Here is a 19,824-nt window from a genome sequence, read left to right as displayed (position 1 = left end):
TCGTCTGCGCGACCCACAGTCAGTTGCGCTGGGCGGCCGCGAGGATCTCGGGGCCTCGGCGGTCGAACAGGAAGGCGCCCCAGGCGACTCCGACGATGAGGACGACGACGCCCACACCGAGACCGGTCCAGAGCGAGAGCCAGTAGTACGCGGGATCGACGAACACCCCCAGCACGCCGTAGACGATGGTGGGAAGGGACAACAGCACGGTGCCCACGAACGAGAACATCGGCGCGAGCACCGAGACGGCGCCGGTCGACTGCGGCTGGGTGAAGGCCCCGTCTCCCGGCCGTGTGGCCGCGTACGGGAAACGTGCCGAGAAGATGCTGCCGAGCCCCAGGCCCACCAGCACCAGGCAGGTGCTCGTGCCGAGCACCGCGGGCAGGGCATCCAGTTCATTGGCGAAGATCACACTGAGGAACGAGCCCACGCCGATCAGCGGGATCGCGATCAACACGGCCGGCAGCATCCGGCCGAGACGATCGGCCACGCCGAGCCGGCCGGCGGCGATGTGCGACCAGATGGCCGTGTTGTCGAAGGCGACGTCGTTGTGCACGACCCAGCCGAGGAACACGCACATCAGCGGCACGGGCAGCAGTGCGGTGTACTCGATCGGCACGCCGACGAACACGAAGACGATCACGGCCACCAGCGGCACGACCGGCACGATCACGAGCTGGGCGTAGTAGCGCGAGTCGCGCGCCCAGTAGGTGAGGGAGCGGGCGGCGACGGCACCGGTGGGTGTGGCCGGGGTGCCACCGAACCAGCCGAGGCCAGCGTGCTCGCGCTCGGGCACCTCGCGGCCGGGCGTGACGACCATGAGCGCCACCAGGCCCTTCCAGGCGAGCCAGAGCAGGGCGGCCGTGGCGAGGGCGATGAGCAGCTTCAGCACCGCGAACACCCACTGGCCGTTCGCCGCATCCGCGGGGACCGCCCAGACGGCGCCGAGCGGCGTCCAGCCGAGGATCTGCTCGAGCGAGCCGAAGAAGGTGCCACCGTCGGCGCCCCAGCTCGTGATCATCAGCAGCAGCACGCCGGGGACGATCACCACGATCGCGAGCACGCCGACGACGGCACCCACCTCGCGGGCGCGCTTGGTGGAGAAGGCGAAGGCGGCCAGCGAGACCGTGAGGCGCGCGCCGAGCACGCAGGTGACGGCGCCGAGCACGGCCGACAGCACGGCCAGCAGCGCCGGGCCAGGCGACACCGACCAGGTGGCGATGGTGGCGAGGCTCAGCACGGTCACGAACACGGCGGGAACGCTGAGGAAGGCGGCGGCAAGAAGGCCGAAGGCGATCCGCCCCTCGGGGACACCGAGCAGGGCGAAGGACCGCGGATCCATCCGGTCGCGCACCGAGAACACCAAGGGGACGAGCAAGAACCCGGCCACAACCAGGGAACCACCGATCACGACGGCGTTGCGCGCGGTCGCGGGGGTGGCGTCGCGGAGCGAGAACAGCAGCGCCACCAAGACGGCGGTCATGATGACGCCGTAGGCCACCGCGATGATGATGCCGACCAGCTGAGGAGTGCTCCGCTTGAAGGTGTTGCCGAGAAGCCGGAGCTTCAGTCGGAGGAACTCAGCAACCATTCCATGCCTTCCGCGCTCTTGCGGCCGCCCGCGAGTTCGACGAACCGCTGCTCGAGCGTGCCGCCCAGGCGCACCTCGTCGACCGTTCCCTTGGCGAGCACCTCGCCCTCGACGATGATCGCCACGCGGTCGCAGACCCGCTGGATCATGTCCATGCTGTGGCTGGAGAGCACGACGGTGCCGCCGCCGGCGACGTACTTCTCGAGGATCTCGACCACGTTCGCCGCCGACACCGGGTCGACCGACTCGAACGGCTCGTCGAGCACCAGCAGGCGCGGCGAATGGATCATCGAGCAGGCCAGGGCGATCTTTTTGGTCATACCGGCGGAGTAGTCGGCCACCAGGCGGCCCAGGGCGTCTTCGAGGCCGAACGCGGCGGCGAGGTCGTCGCTGCGCTGGGCGACCGTGGCCGCATCGAGGCCGCGGAGCGTGCCGGAGTAGTAGAGCAGCTGGCGACCGGTGAGACGGTCGAACAGGCGCAGGCGATCGGGCAGAACGCCGATCAGGCGCTTGGCGGCTGCCGGGTCGCGCCAGACGTCTTGGTCGAGCACGGTGATCGATCCGCCGTCGGGGCGCAGCAGCCCGGTGACCATCGAGAGGGTCGTCGTCTTGCCGGCGCCGTTCGGGCCGACGATGCCGTAGAACGAGCCGAGCGGCACGTCGATGTCGATGCCGGCGACGGCGGTGGTGCTGCCGAACTTCTTCACCAGGCCGGCGATCGACAGCACGATGTTCGTGGGGTCGAGGTCACGCACCACGGAGGGCGGGATGCTGGCCGCCGTGCGCGGTCGGGCCGGGGTTCGCGGGGTGCGCGGCTTGGCCGGGGTGCGCGGGGCCGCAGCCTCGGGCGCCGCTGCGGCGGGCTTGCGCTGCACCGGCTTCCGCGGGGTGGCGGGGCGCTTGGCAGGAGTCTTGGCGGCGACCTCGGCGGGTTCGGTCGCGGTGACCGCGTCGGTGGGTTTGCGGGCGGCGGGTTTCGCCGCGGCAGAGGTGGTTCGCTTCGCGGGCTGCCGGGCCGCGGTGGTGGCCGAAGCCGTCTTCGCCGGCGCCCGACGGGGGGCGCGCGCGCTCCCAGAGGGCGCTCCTGAGATGTTGGGAGTGTCCGACTCTGAGCTCACCGCACTAACCTATCAATCCCTCTTCGGCCCCGCACAGGCCGACGTCGCTCGTGCACGAAGCACTCAGTCTGACACGTCGCACCCCGCGCGGCCTCACCCTGAGCCGCATCACGAAACAGAAACGATACACGTCGTATCCGTTGCCCCTGAAAGGGTTCACAGTACACTGCAAGAAGGCATGACGAGGTGTCTGGAATGTGTCCGTGAGGTTAACCGGGCCCGAACGCCGTCCAGACGGTAGCGCCGGTCCCCCTCGAATTCTCCGGGCCCCTCGGCCCGTGTCGCGCACATTCCTCCCCCTCTCAGCGCAGACCGAAGGAGACGATCGTGACCACCCAGGTAGTCATACTTGCCGCAGGAATGGGGAGCCGGCTCGGCCGCTCCCTCCCGAAGCCGCTCACCGAACTCAGCGACGGCCGCACCATCATGGGGCAGCAGTTCGAGAACATCCGGCACACCTTCGGCTCCGCCGCCAAGGTCACCGTCGTCGTGGGGTACAAGCTCGAGCACATCATCGAGGCGTTCCCCGAGGCGTCCTTCGTGTACAACGAGGAGTACGACCAGACCAACACCTCGAAGAGCCTGCTGCGCGCCCTCCAGGCGTCGGCCTCGGGCGGAGTGCTCTGGATGAACGGCGACGTCGTGTTCGACCCGGCCGTGCTCGACCGCACGATCGCCATGATCGCGCGCGACCAGTCGTTCGTCACGGTGAACACCGCGAAGGTCTCCGACGAAGAGGTGAAGTACACCACCACCGCCGAGGGATACATCGACGAACTCTCCAAGACGGTCGTCGGCGGCCTCGGCGAGGCCGTGGGCATCAACTACATCTCGGCGCGCGACAAGGCGGCGTTCATCCGTCACCTGCAGCGTGTGAACGACCAGGACTACTTCGAGCGCGGCCTCGAGCTGGCCATCGAGAAGGACGGCGTGCTCGTCGAGCCGATCGACATCTCCGACCTGTACGCGGTCGAGGTCGACTTCGCCGAAGACCTCGAGCGCGCCAACCTGTTCGTCTGAACCGGCCCGACCTGGTCGGTCGGGCTAGAATCGGCCTCGATCCATTCCGAAGGGGCCTGACCACGTGAGCGCAGCGACACCAGTGACGGTGCCTCGCGCTCCGGGCGGGCGGGCGTACGGCGGCTGGGCGCGGTACCGACGGTCGTTGTGGCTGCTGACGCGGCGCGATCTGCGGGTGCGCTACTCGACGTCGGCGCTCGGCTACCTGTGGTCGATCCTCGATCCGCTGGTGATGGCCGGGATCTACTGGTTCGTGTTCACCCAGGTGTTCGACCGCGAGGTCGGCACGCAGCCCTACATCGTGTTCCTGCTCACGGCTCTGCTGCCCTGGATGTGGTTCAACGGCACGGTGTCGGATGCCACGCGGGCCTTTCTGCGCGAGGCGAAGCTCATCCGCTCCACCAAGATCCCGCGCACCATCTGGGTGAACCGCCTGGTGCTGTCGAAGGGCATCGAGTTCATCGCGAGCCTCCCCGTGCTCGCCGTGTTCGCGATCCTCGCGGGCGCGGCCGTCAATCCCGGGCTGCTGCTCTTTCCGCTGGCCATCCTGCTGCAGGCGGTGCTGACCATGGGCGTGGCGCTGATCGTGGCACCGCTGGTGGTGTTCTTCCGCGATCTCGAGCGGGCCGTGAAGCTCGCACTGCGCTTCCTGTTCTACGCCTCCCCCATCATCTACGGTACGCACGATCTGCCCGAGAACCTGCAGCCCTGGGCGGCGTTCAACCCGCTGAGCGGCATCTTCGCGCTGTACCGCACCGGCTTTTTCGCCGATCAGCTCGACTGGTTCCAGGTGGGGATCGGCGCCGGGATGTCGGTGCTGCTGCTCGCCGTCGGCGTTCTGGTCTTCCGGCGCTCCGAGCGCGCCGTGCTGAAGGAGATCTGAGATGCCGGGGACCGTGGAGAAGCCGAAGCGGATCGTGATCGAGGCGAAGGGTCTGGGCATCCGGTTCAAGCGCAATCGGCGCGCTCGGCGCAGCTTCAAAGACCTGTTCGCCGGGCGCGGCCGGCGCGCTCGCCCCGACGAGTTCTGGGCGCTGCGCGAGGTCGACTTCACGGTGACCGCCGGCGAGGCGATCGGCGTCATCGGCCGCAACGGCCAGGGCAAGTCGACCCTCTTGAAGCTGGTGGCCGAGGTGGTGCTTCCGGATGAGGGGCAGGTGCGCGTGCTCGAGGGCGTCGCGCCGCTGATCGAGATCACCGGCGGGTTCGTCGACGACCTCTCGGTGCGCGACAACGTCTATCTCACGGCCGGACTGCACGGCATGAGCCGGCACGAGGTGGACGAGCGGTTCGACTCGATCATCGAGTTCGCCGAGATCGGCGACTTCCTCGACACCCCGTACAAGCACCTCTCCAGCGGGATGCGGGTGCGGATCGCCTTCTCGGTGATCGCCCAGTTGGAGGAGCCGATCATCCTCGTCGACGAGGTATTGGCCGTGGGCGACAAGGGATTCCGGGAGAAGTGCTACCGACGGATCGAGGAGCTCCTGGCGGGCGGGCGCACGCTGTTCTTCGTGTCGCACAACGAGCGCGACCTGCGCCGGTTCTGCACGCGAGGGCTCTACCTCGAGAAGGGCCGCCTGGTCTTCGACGGTCCGATCGACGAGGCTCTGGACCGATATGCCTCCGCAACGGGGTTGTGAATTCAGCGGAGTTATCCACAGGGGGCGGGTGAGGGCCCGAGATCGGCCTGATCGTCGGTGGTCGGGGTTTGCATGGGGGTATGGCACGCAGAACCGATCTCCTTCACCGTCCCGAACCTCTCGCCTATCCGGTGCCGCTCCGGCTCGACCGGCGTGACGCACCGCGCAGCTACCTGCTGCAGAACGTCGGCGACGAGCCCCTGCGCGGGCTCTCCTTCAGCCTCATCGGTACCGGCATGATGCGGGCGAGCCCGCCGTTGCTGCTCGCGCCCGGGCAGGCTGTGCGGCTGCGCATCCGGGGTTCCACCCTGCCCTTGTCGGCGGTGCTGATCATCCGGTGGTTCCGGCCCAACGACGACGAGTACCTCTGGCGGGTGAGCTTCTGAGGAGGCTCAGTTCTAGCGGCTCTCGCCCTGTTCGCGGGCACGGATGAGATCGGCCACCGTGATCTTGTGCGGGCGGTCGGGAAGCATGTCGGCCGTGATCCCGTCGACCAGCACGGCCGGGTTGAGGTTCAGCGCACCGGCGATCCGCAGAATCGTGTGCAGCGAGGGATTGGCCTGGCCGCGCTCGATCTTGCCGAGGTTCGTGAAATGCAGGCCGGCCAGATCGGCCAGTTCCATCTGGTTGATGGCGAATCGCTGACGTTCATCCCGGATGCGGGCGCCGAGCACTCGGGCCGCTTCGGAATTGATCGAACTCACACCTCATGCCTACCTGCCGTATGTTCTGAGTACCAGAGCGCTTGACACTCATGCGTTTGTACCCTTCTCAGCAGGCACAGATCTGCGGGTGATTCAGAGGCCTTGACGGCGCACCAGGGGCAAGGCGATACGGCGGACGATCTGCTCGAGCAGCCACCAGGTGAACCGCCGCCCGGGCGTTAGATGCTTCGCGTAGACGGCGAGGAACTCGGTCTCGGGCTCGGCCCCGCGGTTGCGCTTGAAGTCGGCGACACCGCTGGAGCCGTGCAGGCGCACCCCGGCCTCGTGCGCCTGACGGGCGACCAGGTAGCTGAGCATGCGGTAGAGGCCCGTCTCCTGCGGCAGCGCGGTGTCGTAGCCGACGAACGGAGCGGCCAGAAAGCTGTGCGCGACGATCGTGCCGACGACCCCGTCGATCCGGCCGTCCCGTTCGAGCACGGTGAACCGGAGAAGGCCACTGCGCTGGGCCGCCTCGACGAACCGCTCGGTGTAGCGGGGGTTCAGCCGCGAGTACTTCTGCACGTAGAGCATCGAGTACAGCTCGGCGAGACGCACCCGCACGGCATACGGCGAGACTCCGGTGGCGGGGTCGACGGGCGCCTCCCGCACCCGGTAGCCCGAGGAGCGCAGGATCGCGGCATCTCGGGCCGTGTCCCGGGGGCGTTCCCACTCGGAGCCGCGCGTCTCGGTGAAGAGCACGCTGCGGGAGGGGATGAGGCGGTACCCGCACCGCCTCAGCACCTCGGGACGGATGCCTCCTCGCGCGTGGACGCTGCGCCAGCCGACGGCCAGCGCGGGATGATCGCGGTTCATCCGCGCCGTCGCCGCAGCGATCGCCCGCTCCGGCAGGTCGGGCAGCAGATTGGTCGAGACAGGGGCGTTGCCGAGCAGGAGGATGTCGTCGGCCCGGCCGGCACGCAACACCCGGCCGAGCAGGCCGACCACCGCGGCGCCGACGGCCCGCCACACGGGCGATTCGAGTACGGCCAGCTCTTCACGGGCGTAGTGCACGTAGTGCGAGATGGGCGAGGAGACGTAGCTGTCAGGCTCCGAAGCGTGCGCGCTCGCCTGCTTCAGGTCGCGCATCGGGGAGAATTCCGGGGTGCCGCCCCGGACCTGCCCGACCGTCGGCTGCGGGCCGGGCGCGGAGGCCGGCCGGGTCATCGGCAGGTCGAGACCACCGATGCGGACCGTGCCGAAGTCGCATCCGAGGTTCTCGACCAGCGCGGACAGGCCACCGGCGTCGTCGATCTCGGCTGCCAGCCGGCGGGGCCAGTCCGAGCGGTCTTGCTCCTCGAGAAGCCGCCCCTCCGCAGCCTCGGGCGGCGGGTGCAGCACACCGGTCGCTGCGACCGGGGGCATCGGCTCGCCGTTCCACTCGATGTCGAGCGTGGAGGCGGCGAGCAGGGACACGCCGTTCCTCGCGGCCACCGAGCTCTGCACGGCGAGCGAGCGCAGCAGCACGGGGAACGGGATGCGATCGCCGGGCTGGCTCAACACGTCGGGCGAGCGCATCTGGCGGGCGGCCTCACCGAGCTGGCCGAAAGAACGGATGCTCCTCGGGGCATACATCAGGTGCGGCAGGCCGAGCCGAGCGCCGGCGCGGCTCGGGCTGCCGGCCGGTCGGCCCGAGAACGCCCCTGCGAGCCCGTCGCCCGGGGCGAACAGGTGCACCCCGCTGGTGGCCCGGGGATTGCACTCCAGCACCTGGAGGCCTGCGGCGGAGTGCATCAGATCGAGCCCGAAGTGTCCGGTCAGGGACAGCGCCGAGGCGAGCGTTGCGGCGATCCCCCGTGCCTGCACCGAGAGCGGATCGGCGTCGTCGAGCCGGGCGAACGCGACGCCGGCTCCTCGCCCCGCCCGGGCGACCGGCCGATAGGTGACGAACGCCGTGAGGCTCCCGGCCACCGCCACGGCGTAGGTGCAGAACTCCTCACCGGTCACGAACTCCTGCAGCAGCCAGCGCTGCTCGGCGTCGACCCTCGGCAGGGAGGGCAGACCGGAGCCGGCGGGGATCGTGATGGTCTCGCCGCCGAAGCGCGAGAACGCGGGTTTCGCGATCAGCGGCCCATCCGGGCTGCGTCGCCGCACCGCGCTCCGACGGCGCCAGGCGAACGGCGACGCGACCACCTCGGTCTCCGGATGCGCGATGTCCAGCTCTGTGAGCAGCGCGGCGAACTCGGCCTTGTCGTGCAGCCGGCGCAAGACGGGCAGCGGGGGCGCGAACAGACGCCCACCGAGGCGCTCGGACGACCCGGCGAGCCAGAAGATCTCTTCGCAGCAGGGCACCACCAGATCGACGTCGTGACGGCGGGCGATCCCCTCGATCGCGACGGCGAACTCCCGCGGCCGGAACCGCGCCGAGGGCACCCGGTAGGCGGCACCGACCGCCGAGGAGCGCGAGGTGAGAGCGGGCTGCGAGTCGGCCACCACCACGAACGCACCCTCGTCGGCGAAGCGCCGGGCGAGCTCGAGGGTGGCCGGCGCTCGCGAACCGGTGAGCAGAACGGCCGTCATCCGAGGGGTTCCGCGGTCACTCACGCCCCTCGGCCACCCGCACGCACACCGCGAGACTGCGCCGCATGTAGACCGACCAGATCGGGCCGATGAGGCGCCTGACGACGAATCGGCAGCGCGGGCGCGGGCGGAAGCCGTACGACCAGCGGATGCGCGATCCGCCGCCCGGAACGGGTTCGAACCGCCAGCGCGCCTGGGCATCGGAGACGAGCCGGCCGAGGATCTTGGTGTAGTCGGTCACGGTGTAGTCGAAGACGCCCGTCGCGGCGGAATCCGCCGGCGGCTCGAAGCGCTGAAGGTGCTCGCGGAAGCGGCTGCCGTCGGACAGGTGCACGGTGCGGGCCTCCCCCGGCCTGTCCCACGGCCCGGTCTGCTCGGAGACGTTCACCACGGCGGGCAGCACGAGATACCCGGTGAAGAGCGTGGCGTCGTCCCGCGGAACGACGCGTTCGAAGGCCTGGGCCGCCGAGGCCGCGGCGTCGGCGGTGGCTTCGAATTCGACGAGCTCCATCTGCACACCGTAGCGGGCTGCCGGGCGGTGCGCTCCCCTACGCTGGGAGCATGCAGACCGAATCGGAGCGATGACCATGCCCTCTTACCGCGTGACCATGATCGTCGGAACCCTCGAGCTCGGCGTCAAGCCCGAGACCGTGCTGCCGACGCTCACCCAGGCGATCGCCGACTTCACCACCGTGGAAGCCTCCGACATCGCGATCGTCAACGGCGCTCCGCGCGTGACGGTGCGCTACACGGCCGACACCGACGAGGCGGCCTTCCTGATCGCCGAGCAGGGAATCGACGGCGCCCGGGTGTCGGCCGAGCCGATCGCCTGGCAGGTCACCCGCCAGGTGCACGGACGGTGGGAGCAGCTCGCGTGAGCCGCAGGAACGCCGACAGCGTCGACAGGTCGGACTCGTTCACCGGAAGGTGATCGGTGAGCGCGGGCGAGTAGACCAGGTGCGCCACCCACTTCGCGCGGGAGATCGCCACGTTCAGGCGGTTCTTCATCAGCAGGAACCCGATGCCGCGGGGCACCTCCAGCGCTGACGAGGCCGCCAGCGACACGATCGCCACCGGGGCCTCCCGGCCCTGGAACTTGTCGACCGTGCCGACCGAGACGCCGTCGAAGCCCGCTTCGGCCAATCGGGCGCGCAGCAGCTCCACCTGGGCGTTGTAGGGGGCGACGACGATGATGTCGGAGGGCTCGAGCGCGCGACCGGATGCGGCGCCGCCGTCTCCCCCGCCGTCGCCGCCGCCGTCGCCGTGCTCGCCGGGGTCGCTCCATCGCCGGCCGACGCTGTGCCGCACCAGTTCGACCACCCGCTCGGCTTCTTCGGCCGACTCGGTGGCGTTGCCGCTGTGCCGCACCGGGTGCAGGTGCAGACCGGGTTCGACGCCGTCGAGCGAGCGATCGGTGGTGGCCGGCCGCTGCGCGTGCAGCTCGCCCTCGTAGGAGAGCACGCTGACCGGCTCGCAGACCTCGGGGTGCATCCGCCAGCTCACGTCGAGGAAGTAGCCCAGGGCCGGCGGGAGCACGTCGTGGCCGGCCGTCAGCCAGCCCAGCGCGGAGTCGTCGACGGGCTCCGGATGCGTGCCCTGCGTCACCTGGGGAAGCTGCTGAGGGTCGCCGAGCAGCAGCAGGTTGCGGGCGGCCACGCTCACGGCGATCGTGTTCGCCAGCGAGTACTGGCCGGCTTCGTCGACCACGAGCAGATCGAGTTCGCGGCGGCCGACCCTTGTGACGTTCGAGAAGTCCCAGGCGGTGCCGCCCACCACCACGCCGTGGCCGCGGGCGCGGGCCGACGCGAGGAACCGCCCGAGAGCGTCTTTTCCGCGCAGCGCCGTGAAGCGTGCGGTCTCGGACTCGCTGGCCTTGCCCACCCGCTCGGAGTCGACGCCGGCGGCCACGATCGCGTCGAGCATGTTCTCGACCACCGCGTGCGACTGCGCCACCACGCCCACGCTCCAGCCGTGCCGGCGCACGAGGTCGGCGACGACACGAGCGCCCGTGTAGGTCTTGCCGGTTCCGGGCGGGCCCTGCACGGCCAGGTAGGAGTGATCGAGCGCCACGAGGGAGTCACGGATGGCGTCGATCGTGCCCCGCGCACCCTCGCGGACGGGCTCGAGGGTGCCGCCGTCGTGCCGGCGGGGCGTGCCCCGGCGCAGGATGTCGAGCGCCGCGTCGGCGGGGAACTCCGGGAGGGCGTCGGCCAGCTGCTGACCCCATTCGGCGATCGCGGACTGCAGCGAGGCCGTCTTCGGCGGCGCGGCCGGCGTGATGGCCACGGGCATCGCCGAGTAGGGCTCGCCGTTCATCGGCAGCGCCTCCTCGATCAGGTACCCGGTAGCGCCGCCCGGCAGAACGCCGGCGCCGCGCACCGTGCTGCGCTCGTGCGCGACCCGATCGGTGCCGCGCGACCGGGGAGCGGGCCACGGATGCGGCGGGTCGTACACGAGGAACCGCCCGCGCATGCCCTCGTCGAGCCTGCTGCCGGGGGCCAGCTCACCGCGCAGGCGCAGCATCCGCCGGTCGGCCCGCTGACCCGGATTGCGGTACCAGTCGGCTTCGACGACGCCGGCGGTGACCACCAGCACGTCTCGCGTGTCGGCCCACTCCTCGATCGGCTGCTCGAGGCGGTTGAAGTGCTCCCACCAGAACGACTTGTCTTCGCGCCGGTGGTAGTCGATGGCCGCTGCGGCCAGGGCTACCGCCGTGCGGTCGGCCGGGTCATCGACCGCTCCCTCGGTGCCGGGCTCTCGGGCCAGGCGCTCGCCGAGGGCGCGGTGCAAGGCGCTCTCCTCGAAGACGAGCCCGTCGGCGGCATCGGTGTCGCCCGCCAGGGACGGTTGCTCGGCGCCGTCGTCGGCAGGGACGACTCCGTTCTCGACGGCACGCTTGCGCAACCAGTCGCGCAGACGCATGGTCGACACGCAGTCGTACTCGTTGTAGTCGGCGATCTCACGCAACTGGCGCTCGGCGGCGCGTGCCGCCGCCGCACCCGCCGGCCCCGCATCCGCCCGGCCCGCGTCGCGCAGCTCGGTGTAGCGCACGTAGGCCGTGATGGAGTCGGCCGCGTTGGTGACCTCGCTGTCGCGGTAGAGATCGCCCATGTAGAGCGGCTCGAGCTTCTTGAGGCTGTACGACGAGGAGCTGACACGGATGCTCTTCTTGACCACCGGATAGAGATCGACCAGCACGTTGCGGCGCAGCAGTTCGTCGAGCTGCGCCTCGCCCACGCCGTGGCGCGCGCAGAGGGACTGCAGGTGCGCACGTTCGTAGTTGGCGTAGTGGTAGATGTGCATGCCGGGGTGCGCCCGAAGCCGCTCGGTGACGTGGTCGAGGAACGCCCGGAGCGCCTCGCGTTCCTGGGCGTGGTCGTGCGCCCAGAACGGCCGGAAGACGGTCTCGCCCGGCCTGTCGGGATCGTGCTCGACCAGGCCGAAGAGGTAGTCGAGACCCCAGTCGGCACCGGCGCCGCCGGAATCGCCTGGCTCCGTGTAGAGCGGGTCGCCCTCGAAGTCGAAGAAGACGTCGCCCGGATCGGGCTCGGGCAGGGCCGCGAGCGGCAGCGGGTCGTACACGCGGAAGGCCAGGCCGTCGCGGCCTTCGCTCTGCATCCTGGCCTGGTCGCGCAGCGTGTCCAGCGTGGCGGGAGCGAGGCCGTCGACCAGCCCCGTCGAGGAGGCCAGCTCGTGCATCGTGGCAATGCCGGCGGCCTGCAGGCGAGCGCGCTGCGTGACCCGGATTCCGGCGACCTGCAGCACGTCGTCGTGCCGCTTCACCTCGGGCGTGCAGACCGCGCAGCGGCCGCAGATGGTGTACCTCGGGTCGCCCCATTCCACGGCCGGCGCGTGCAGCCGCTCGTCGAGCAGCGACTCCAGGCGCTCGCGGCGGTCCCGGTAGACCGGCAGGATGTCGGCGAGCCGATGGGTCGACCGGGAACCGTCGCCGAGCAGCAGGTGCACCTCGTCGCCGAGCGGCACGCCGAGTCGCTCCAGCTGCTCGGCGTACGCGGCGAGCTGCAGCAGGGCGGTGATCTTGGCGTGCCGGGCGAGCTTGGTGTCGTAGACCTCGTACCTCGCCACGGCCGCGGAGGCGCCATCCGGAACCGGCACCGGCAGAACCGACGCCGCCGGAACTTTGACCAGGAAGTCGGCGAAACCGAGGAACCGGCCGTCGAAGAAGGTGCCCTGGAAGACGACGTCGGCCCCGGCTCGCAGGGCCTGCAGGGTGACCTCTTGCTGGGCCAGCAGGCCCGCGGGATCCGTGCGCTCGGGCCGGTCGATCTCGGCCACTCCCCGGGCGGAGACCCCGTCGAACGCGCCGAATTCGGCCCGGAACCGCTCCAGCGCCCGCAGCTCGTGGGCATCGCCGAGGCGGGCCGTGCGCTCGAGCATCTCGTCGACCGGGTCGACGACCGGATCGATCCGCCCGAGCTTGGCATCCAGCCGCCGCACGAGCGCGAACTCGCAACTCGCGGCGGCGGTGAGATCGGTGGCGCTGTAGAGCACGGTACCGGCCTCGCGGCCATCAGCGCCGATGACGATCATCCGGCCTCACCTCCTGGTGCTGCCAGGCTATCCGCCGCCGCCGACACCGGGACCCCGCTGAGGCCGGGGCAGCTCAGTAGGGCGGGCGGATGCCGACGGCCGGCAGGATGACGCCGTCGATCAGATCGAGCAGGAACTCGCGGTCGACCGGCTTCTGCAGCACCATCGTGCGGTAGGCGGCCATCGAGGGCGAGACCATCGAGAGCGCATCGATGTCGCAGTCGGAGGGGATCTCGCCGCGCTCGATCGCCCGGCGGAACAGGATGCGGTTCACCTCGGCGCGAGGTTGCACGATGGCCTGGCTGATCGCCTCGGCCAGTTCGGGCGAACGCGTCAGCACCGACATCAGACCGGCCATCACCTGCATCTTCTTCTCGGCGTCCTCGATCGAGCGCGGCTTGATCATCGCGATGAGGTCACCACGGAGGGTACCGGTGTCGGGCAGGCGCGCGGGGTCGAGGTCATTCTTCTTCATGCAGGCCACGGCATCTACCACCAGCTCGCCCTTCGAGGCCCAGCGCCGGTAGAGCGTCGCCTTGCCCGCCTTGGCCCGCGCGGCGACCATGTCGATCGTCATGCCGTCGTAGCCCTCCTCGGCGAGCACCTCGAGGGCGGCGTCGAGGATCTCGGGATCGCGCGAGTGGTCGCGCTTGCGGCCGAGCTTGGGCGCGGGGGCTTCGGAGACATCGAGCTGCGTCATCGCGGCGGGCATCCCTTTCGGATCGTGGAGCGGTGGAACAGGGGGCGACCGGATCGCTCCTTCGAGTGTATGCGTGGACATCACCTGAACTCATCATATCCGAAACTGTCGCTATCCGAAACCGTAAAGTTCCGTATATAGTGGCCGTCATGTCTTCGACCTCAGCCATCCCGATCGCGGCCTCCTCACGCCGCTGGTGGACCCTCACCACCGTCGCGCTCGCGCAACTCATGGTGGTGCTCGACTCCACCGTCGTGAACATCGCCCTTCCCGCCGCCCAGGCCGACCTCGGGTTCTCCGACGGCGACCGCCAGTGGATCATCACCGCCTATTCCCTCGCCTTCGGCAGCCTGCTGCTGCTCGGTGGCCGCCTCTCCGACCTCATCGGCCGCAAGCGCACCTTCATCATCGGCCTGATCGGCTTCGCCGCCGCCTCCGCCCTGGGCGGCGCCGCCGACAGCTTCGGCCTGCTGGTGGCCGCCCGCGCCCTGCAGGGTGCGTTCGGCGCCCTGCTCGCGCCCACCGCCCTGGCCGTGCTGACGACCACCTTCACGATCCCCAAGGAGCGCGCCCGCGCGTTCGGCGTGTTCGGTGCCATCGCCGGAGCCGGTGGAGCCGTGGGCCTGCTGCTCGGCGGCGTGCTCACCGAGAACTTCAACTGGCGCTGGAACCTCTACATCAACGTCTTCATCGCGATCATCGCGGTGATCGGCGCCGTCCTGTTCGTCACCACCGTGGCGCGCAGCGGGCCGCGGCCGAAGCTCGACGTACCCGGCACCATCCTCGTCTCCGGCGCCCTGTTCGCCCTCGTCTACGGCTTCTCGAACGCGGAGACGGATGGCTGGGACTCGCCGCTCAGCTGGGGCATGCTGACCGCCGCCGGCATCCTGCTGGTCGCCTTCGTGCTCTGGCAGCGCAAGGCGGCGCATCCGCTGCTGCCGCTCGCCATCGTGCTCGACCGCAACCGCGGCGCCGCGTACAGCTCGGTGCTGATCGCGGGGGCCGGGATGTTCGGCATCTTCCTGTTCGTGACCTACTACCTGCAGGTGTCGCTCGGCTACTCGCCGATCCAGACTGGGGTCTCGTTCCTGCCGATGATCGGCATGCTCGTGCTGGCCGCCCAGCTCTCGACCAACATCTTCGTGCCGCGGTTCGGGCCGAAGATCATGGTTCCGGTGGGCATGGCGCTGGCGGCGACCGGCATGATCCTGCTCACCCGCCTGAACCTCGACAGCACCTACGCGGCCGACCTGCTGCCGGCGCTGATGGTGCTCGGCTTCGGCATGGGCTCGATCATGCCGGCGTCGATCCAGACCGCCACGCTCGGAGTCGACCGGCAGTTCGCCGGCGTGGCCTCGGCCATGGTGAACACCAGCCAGCAGGTGGGCGGATCGATCGGTACGGCGCTGCTCAACACGCTCGCGGCGACCGCGGCCGCCGACTACGTCGCCTCGCACCTGCCCGCCTCCCCCGAGGTGCTGGGTGACGCCGCGGTGGCCAGCTACGCGGTCGTCTACTGGTGGGGTGCCGGCTTCTTCGCCTTCGGCGCCCTCCTGGCGGCCCTCCTCTTCCGCCGCCGCGGCCACGGCGCCTCCCTCACCCACACCACCCCCGCCCCCACCGCAGCAGTAGACGAGGCCCCCGTAATAGCCCACTGACCCTCAGGCCTGGGTGCAAAGTCTCAGGCCGTACTCGACGACCCAAGGTGAGCGTGTGGCCGAAGTGCCCGACCGAAGGCCGGGTACTTCGACCGCGCACTCACATGTCGCGCGACGCCGGGCAGGGACCGGCGCCGCCCGGGAGCGACGAGCGAAGCCCGGCGCCCCCGGCAACTAACACAGCACGACAGCCTCCGCAGACACACTCCCCCCGCCCACCGAAACCCGACCTTCCCCCTCCACCCGTGTCACCAACCGCGACCCAGCCCCCTGGTCGATCACCAGATCCCGCCCCAACATCGCAGTGATCCGCACCGCAGCGGCCCCGGTGGCCTCGTCCTCCGCGATGCCGAACTCGGGCGCGAACATGCGCGACCGCAGATGCCCGGCGGTCTCGTCGACCCAAGCCCAGACGTAGTGCTTCCCGGTGGCGAAGGCCACAGGGTCCAGTGCCTCCACCTCACCGGCAGTCGCCAGCTCGTGCCACTCAAACTCCGGCGCCCACTCCGCTCGTCCGGTGATCCAGCTGAGGCCGCCGTCATAGCGCACCGCCACATCGCCAGCCGGCACGCGCAGGGAGACCACCGGCAGGCCCTGCTGCGCCAGCCACCACGCTGTTCCGACGCACGGATGCCCGGCGAAGGGCAGCTCGTGCACCGGCGTGAAGATGCGGATCGTCGCGACCCGGCCCACGGCATCCGACTCGATCAACTCGTCGACGAAAACGGTCTCGCTGAAGCCGAGTTCCGTGGCGAGTTCCTGCTCGCGGCCTCGCGTCGCAGGCGTGCTGCGGATCAGGCCGAGCGGGTTGCCGAAGCCGCCCTCCTCGTTCGTGAAGACGTTGACGACGTCGACCGGGATCTCGGTGGGCAGGGGTGTCTCTGTGCTCATCGTCCGATTCTGCGATGACATCCCGGCCCGTTCAAGAAGCCAGTCCCGGATGCGCGGCCTTGCGGCCGCGAGCGACCTCAGTCGCGGATGGCGACGTTCGGCGAGATCGGCGTCCAGACCGGATCCACGGTCATGTACTCGGTGTGCAGCCAGTACAGCTCGTCGTCGGACTCCAGCCGGAGCGTCGCACCGTGCAGCCCGAACTGCTGCGCCGAGACGCAGCGCGCCTGGGTCTCGGCCGCCTCGGCGACGAAGCAGACGTCGTTCTCACCGGTGACCCCGACCCAGAACTCGGTGCCGTCGTGCTCGGTGAGCAGGCGGTACGAGGAGGGCACGATGTCGGAGTCGACGCCATCGATCGTGGGCGGGAGCTCGCCCGAGGCGAGCAGCGTTCCGGAGTCGAGGTGCGCGAGCTTGGACAGCGCGGCCGTGGGGTTGGCCGAGCAGCCGGCCAGCACGAGCAGCGCGGCACCGACCAGGGCCACAGCTCCAGCGGTTCTGACTCCGGCGGTCGTGACGATCGATCGCCCGCCGGAGGATGAGGGAGTCTTGCGCGCAGACATCCGGCTCCCCTTTCGCACGGACCGCCTGTCGGACGGCGATCCCGGATCCGACGATAGGGCACGAAACCGACCGTCCGCTCGGAGCCGCGTGCGTGCCCGAAGGGACGGTGGAACCCGGATCGGCCCGGGGCATCCGGAGTGGTTGGATGGGGGGATGGCCGACACCTCGACGCATCTCGACGACTTCGCCGACTTCATCCGCGCCTCGCCCTCGTCGTATCACGCGGCCGCCGAGACGGCCCGGCGACTGGAGGCGGCGGGGTCGACGCGCCTGCACGAGACCGAGGAGTGGACGGATACGGCGGCGGGCCGCGGCCGCTTCCACGTGTTGCGCGACGGCGCGATCATCGCCTGGAGCATGCCGGGGACGGCCGGCCCGACGACCCCGTTCCGCATCCTCGGCGCGCACACCGACTCCCCCGGGTTCAAGCTCAAGCCGAAGCCCACCCTCGCCTCGCAGGGCTGGCTGCAGGCCGGCGTGGAGGTGTACGGCGGCCCCCTGCTGAACTCCTGGCTCGACCGCGAGCTCGAGCTCGCCGGCCGGCTGGTCGCGCACGACGGCACCGAACACCTGGTGCGCACCGGGCCGTTCCTGCGCATCCCGCAACTGGCCATCCACCTCGATCGCGACGCCAACAACGGCTTGACGCTCGACCGGCAGCGCCACACGACACCGGTGTTCGGGGTCGGCTCGGCCGGTGACGCCGATCTGGTCGGCCTCCTCGCCGGTCTGGCCGGGCTCGCCGACGGCGGCGAGGTCGCCGGATACGACCTGCTCACCGCCGACACGCAGCCGCCCGCGCGCTTCGGCCTGGACGACACGCTCTTCGCCGCCGGCCGGATGGACAACCTCAGCTCGGTGCACGCCGGTCTCACCGCGTTCCTCGCCGCCCCGCCGGCCGAGGGGCACATCAGCGTGCTCGCCGCCTTCGACCACGAAGAGCTCGGCTCCGAGTCGCGGTCGGGTGCGAGCGGACCGTTTCTGGCCGAGGTGCTCGGCCGCATCGCCTCCGCGCTCGGCGCGACCGCCGACGAGCGCGCGCGGTCGCTCGCCGCCTCGTGGTGCCTGTCGTCCGACGCCGGCCACGCCGTGCATCCGAACTACCCCGAGAAGCACGATCCGGCCAACCACCCGGTCGCCGGCGGCGGGCCGCTGCTGAAGATCAACGCCAACCAGCGCTATGCGACGGATGCGCACGGCGCCGCGCTCTGGGCCCGGGCGTGCGCGCAGGCGGGCGTGCCCTACCAGGAGTTCGTGTCGAACAACACGGTGCCCTGCGGCTCGACCATCGGCCCTCTCACGGCGACCCGGCTGGGCATCCGCACCGTCGACGTCGGCGCGCCCCTGCTCTCGATGCACTCGGCCCGCGAACTCGCGCACGTCGACGACCTCACGGCTCTCGCCGCGGCGATCACGGCCTTCTACTCCCCCGAGGCCTGACCCGCGGCATCGGGCTCGAAGCGGTAGCCCATTCCCGCCTCGGTGAGCAGGTAGCGCGGCTCGGCCGGCTCGGGCTCGAGCTTCTTGCGCAGCTGGCGCAGATACAGGCGCAGGTAGCCCGTCTCCTTCACCGCCGGGGTACCCCAGATCTCGGTGAACAGCTCCGCGTGCGTGATCAGGCGGTGCGGATGCCGCACCAGCAGCTCGAGGATCTTCCACTCCGTCGGCGTGAGCCGGATGGCGCCGCGCTCGCCGTCGCGCGTCACCAGGTGCGCGGCCAGGTCGACGGTCACGTCGCCGAAACGCACCACGGGCTTGTCGTCGGAGGCGGAGCCGGAGCCTCCGCCGGATACCGACACCGATCGCCGGGTGAGCGCGCGCACCCGCGCCAGCAGTTCGTCGATGGCGAAGGGCTTGGTGACGTAGTCGTCGGCGCCGGCGTCCAAGGCGTCGACCTTGTCGTAGGAATCGGTGCGGCCCGACACCACGAGGATGGGCAGCTGCGACCAGCCGCGCACCGCCCGGATGACCTCGAGGCCGTCGAGCGCCGGCATCCCGAGGTCGAGGATGAGCAGGTCGGGCGGATGCTCGGCCGCGGCCACGATCGTCTCGCGTCCGTCGGCGGCGGTGCGCACCTCGTGCCCCTGGGCGCCGAGGGTCACCCGGAGCGCCCGCAGGATCTGCGGGTCGTCGTCGGCGATCAGGATCTTCATCGTGCCGAGTCTCTCATCCGGCGGACGCCCTGAGCGTCACGACCATGGTCGACCCGCCACCCGGGGTGTCCTCGAACTCGAGCGTGCCGCCCATGCCCTCCGCGAAGCCCTTGGCGAGTGCGAGCCCGAGGCCGAGACCGGTGGAGTTGTCGGTGTCGCCCAGCCGCTGGAACGGCACGAAGATGTCGTCCCGCCGCTCCTCGGGCACACCGGTCCCGCGGTCGATCACCCGCAGCTGCACCGACCCGGCGAAATCGGATGCGGCGATCACCACGGGTTCACCGACCGGCGCGTAGCGCAGTGCGTTCGACAGCAGGTTCACCAGCACCCTCTGCAACAGCACCCGGTCGGCCTGCAGCGGCGGGATCGCGACCGGGATCTCGAGCACCACGTCGTCGGGGCCGAGTTCGAGCTCGTCCACGGCACCGGCGACCAGGTCGTCGACCTCGACCGCCTCGAGGGTCACGGCGAGGGCGCCCGCCTGCACGCGGCTGACGTCGAGCAGGTCGGTCAGCAGGTCGGCGAGCGACCGCAGCCCCGTCTCGGCGGTGTCGAGCAACTCGTCCCGGTCGGCGGCGGAGAGGTCTGCCGCCCCCGGCTGGCGCAGCCCGGTCACCGCGGCGGTCGCGGCCGCCAGCGGACGGCGGAGGTCGTGCCCGACGGCGGCCAGCAGCGCGCTGCGCACCCGGTCGGCGGCCGCCAGCGGCGCCATCC

At 70.5% G+C, this 19,824-nt stretch carries 18 protein-coding genes; 7 read left to right on the top strand and 11 right to left on the bottom strand.

Features of this window, described 5'->3' with window-relative positions; translation table 11 throughout:
* Window positions 1-19 precede the first annotated feature (19 nt).
* Both Q0D75_RS07730 and Q0D75_RS07725 read right to left on the bottom strand, forming a co-directional pair.
* A complete protein-coding gene (locus tag Q0D75_RS07730; RefSeq protein WP_291051347.1) occupies window positions 20-1,591 on the bottom strand; it encodes a hypothetical protein in 1,572 nt (523 codons plus the stop codon).
* Window positions 1,567-2,709: an ABC transporter ATP-binding protein gene (locus tag Q0D75_RS07725; RefSeq protein ID WP_366513421.1), complete on the bottom strand. Its 1,143-nt coding sequence runs from the start codon at window positions 2,707-2,709 to the stop codon at window positions 1,567-1,569. Before Q0D75_RS07725 ends, Q0D75_RS07730 begins: the two co-directional genes overlap by 25 nt.
* Window positions 2,710-3,036: 327 nt before the next feature.
* On the opposite strand from Q0D75_RS07725, the gene Q0D75_RS07720 reads away from it, so the two are divergent.
* The 4 genes from Q0D75_RS07720 to Q0D75_RS07705 all read left to right on the top strand — a co-directional run bounded on the left by Q0D75_RS07720 (window position 3,037) and on the right by Q0D75_RS07705 (window position 5,758).
* The gene (locus Q0D75_RS07720) at window positions 3,037-3,729 is read left to right on the top strand and encodes a phosphocholine cytidylyltransferase family protein (protein WP_291051345.1); all 693 of its coding nucleotides are present in this window, start codon (window positions 3,037-3,039) and stop codon (window positions 3,727-3,729) included.
* An 82-nt stretch (window positions 3,730-3,811) separates the two neighbouring features.
* Window positions 3,812-4,612 carry an ABC transporter permease gene (locus tag Q0D75_RS07715; protein WP_291051556.1) on the top strand — a complete coding sequence of 267 codons (801 nt, stop codon included), beginning with the start codon at window positions 3,812-3,814 and terminating at the stop codon, window positions 4,610-4,612.
* A 1-nt stretch (window position 4,613) separates the two neighbouring features.
* Window positions 4,614-5,372, top strand: a complete 759-nt coding sequence (locus Q0D75_RS07710; protein ID WP_291051342.1) for an ABC transporter ATP-binding protein — start codon at window positions 4,614-4,616, stop codon at window positions 5,370-5,372.
* A gap of 80 nt (window positions 5,373-5,452) precedes the next feature.
* Window positions 5,453-5,758 (top strand): hypothetical protein, encoded by a 306-nt coding sequence (locus tag Q0D75_RS07705; protein WP_291051340.1) that lies wholly within the window; start codon window positions 5,453-5,455, stop codon window positions 5,756-5,758.
* Between the two features lie 12 nt (window positions 5,759-5,770).
* Here the strand turns inward: Q0D75_RS07705 and Q0D75_RS07700 are convergent, their stop codons facing one another.
* From Q0D75_RS07700 to Q0D75_RS07690, 3 genes are all read right to left on the bottom strand, one after another.
* Window positions 5,771-6,076, bottom strand: a complete 306-nt coding sequence (locus Q0D75_RS07700; protein WP_291051337.1) for a helix-turn-helix transcriptional regulator — start codon at window positions 6,074-6,076, stop codon at window positions 5,771-5,773.
* Window positions 6,077-6,169: 93 nt separating this feature from the next.
* The gene (locus tag Q0D75_RS07695; RefSeq protein ID WP_291051335.1) at window positions 6,170-8,593 is read right to left on the bottom strand and encodes a GNAT family N-acetyltransferase; all 2,424 of its coding nucleotides are present in this window, start codon (window positions 8,591-8,593) and stop codon (window positions 6,170-6,172) included.
* Window positions 8,594-8,609: 16 nt separating this feature from the next.
* Window positions 8,610-9,104, bottom strand: coding sequence for an SRPBCC family protein (locus tag Q0D75_RS07690; protein ID WP_291051332.1), 495 nt, complete (start codon window positions 9,102-9,104; stop codon window positions 8,610-8,612).
* A 70-nt stretch (window positions 9,105-9,174) separates the two neighbouring features.
* On the opposite strand from Q0D75_RS07690, the gene Q0D75_RS07685 reads away from it, so the two are divergent.
* On the top strand, window positions 9,175-9,471 hold the full coding sequence (locus tag Q0D75_RS07685) for a hypothetical protein (RefSeq protein WP_291051329.1): 297 nt from the start codon (window positions 9,175-9,177) through the stop codon (window positions 9,469-9,471).
* Here Q0D75_RS07685 and Q0D75_RS07680 read toward each other — a convergent pair.
* Both Q0D75_RS07680 and Q0D75_RS07675 read right to left on the bottom strand, forming a co-directional pair.
* Entirely contained in the window at window positions 9,431-13,144 is a 3,714-nt protein-coding gene (locus Q0D75_RS07680; RefSeq protein ID WP_291051326.1) for a TM0106 family RecB-like putative nuclease, read from the bottom strand. The genes Q0D75_RS07685 and Q0D75_RS07680 overlap by 41 nt on opposite strands.
* Window positions 13,145-13,217: 73 nt before the next feature.
* The gene (locus Q0D75_RS07675) at window positions 13,218-13,844 is read right to left on the bottom strand and encodes a TetR/AcrR family transcriptional regulator (protein WP_291051323.1); all 627 of its coding nucleotides are present in this window, start codon (window positions 13,842-13,844) and stop codon (window positions 13,218-13,220) included.
* 149 nt (window positions 13,845-13,993) lie between these two features.
* Between Q0D75_RS07675 and Q0D75_RS07670 the strand changes: the two genes are divergently transcribed.
* Window positions 13,994-15,502, top strand: coding sequence for an MFS transporter (locus Q0D75_RS07670; RefSeq protein ID WP_291051320.1), 1,509 nt, complete (start codon window positions 13,994-13,996; stop codon window positions 15,500-15,502).
* Window positions 15,503-15,676: 174 nt separating this feature from the next.
* On the opposite strand, the gene Q0D75_RS07665 is transcribed toward Q0D75_RS07670, so the two are convergent.
* Both Q0D75_RS07665 and Q0D75_RS07660 read right to left on the bottom strand, forming a co-directional pair.
* Complete coding sequence (locus tag Q0D75_RS07665; RefSeq protein WP_291051318.1) at window positions 15,677-16,393, bottom strand: PhzF family phenazine biosynthesis protein; 717 nt, start codon at window positions 16,391-16,393, stop codon at window positions 15,677-15,679.
* Between the two features lie 77 nt (window positions 16,394-16,470).
* Window positions 16,471-16,956: a hypothetical protein gene (locus tag Q0D75_RS07660; RefSeq protein ID WP_291051315.1), complete on the bottom strand. Its 486-nt coding sequence runs from the start codon at window positions 16,954-16,956 to the stop codon at window positions 16,471-16,473.
* A gap of 154 nt (window positions 16,957-17,110) precedes the next feature.
* Here Q0D75_RS07660 and Q0D75_RS07655 point away from each other — a divergent pair, with 154 nt between their 5' ends.
* Window positions 17,111-18,397 (top strand): M18 family aminopeptidase, encoded by a 1,287-nt coding sequence (locus Q0D75_RS07655; protein ID WP_291051313.1) that lies wholly within the window; start codon window positions 17,111-17,113, stop codon window positions 18,395-18,397.
* On the opposite strand, the gene Q0D75_RS07650 is transcribed toward Q0D75_RS07655, so the two are convergent.
* Window positions 18,379-19,110, bottom strand: coding sequence for a response regulator transcription factor (locus Q0D75_RS07650; RefSeq protein WP_291051312.1), 732 nt, complete (start codon window positions 19,108-19,110; stop codon window positions 18,379-18,381). The two genes, Q0D75_RS07655 and Q0D75_RS07650, sit on opposite strands and share 19 nt — an antisense overlap.
* Window positions 19,111-19,123: 13 nt before the next feature.
* Window positions 19,124-19,824, bottom strand: a 701-nt coding sequence (locus tag Q0D75_RS07645) for an ATP-binding protein (RefSeq protein ID WP_291051309.1), incomplete at its 5' end; no start/stop codon positions are given.

Origin of the sequence: Herbiconiux sp., from assembly GCF_023264855.1 — a bacterium.
Classification (GTDB): Bacteria; Actinomycetota; Actinomycetes; order Actinomycetales; family Microbacteriaceae; genus Herbiconiux.
The sequence above is the reverse complement of the archived record's forward strand: the minus strand, read 5'-3'. Positions and strand labels throughout refer to the sequence as shown.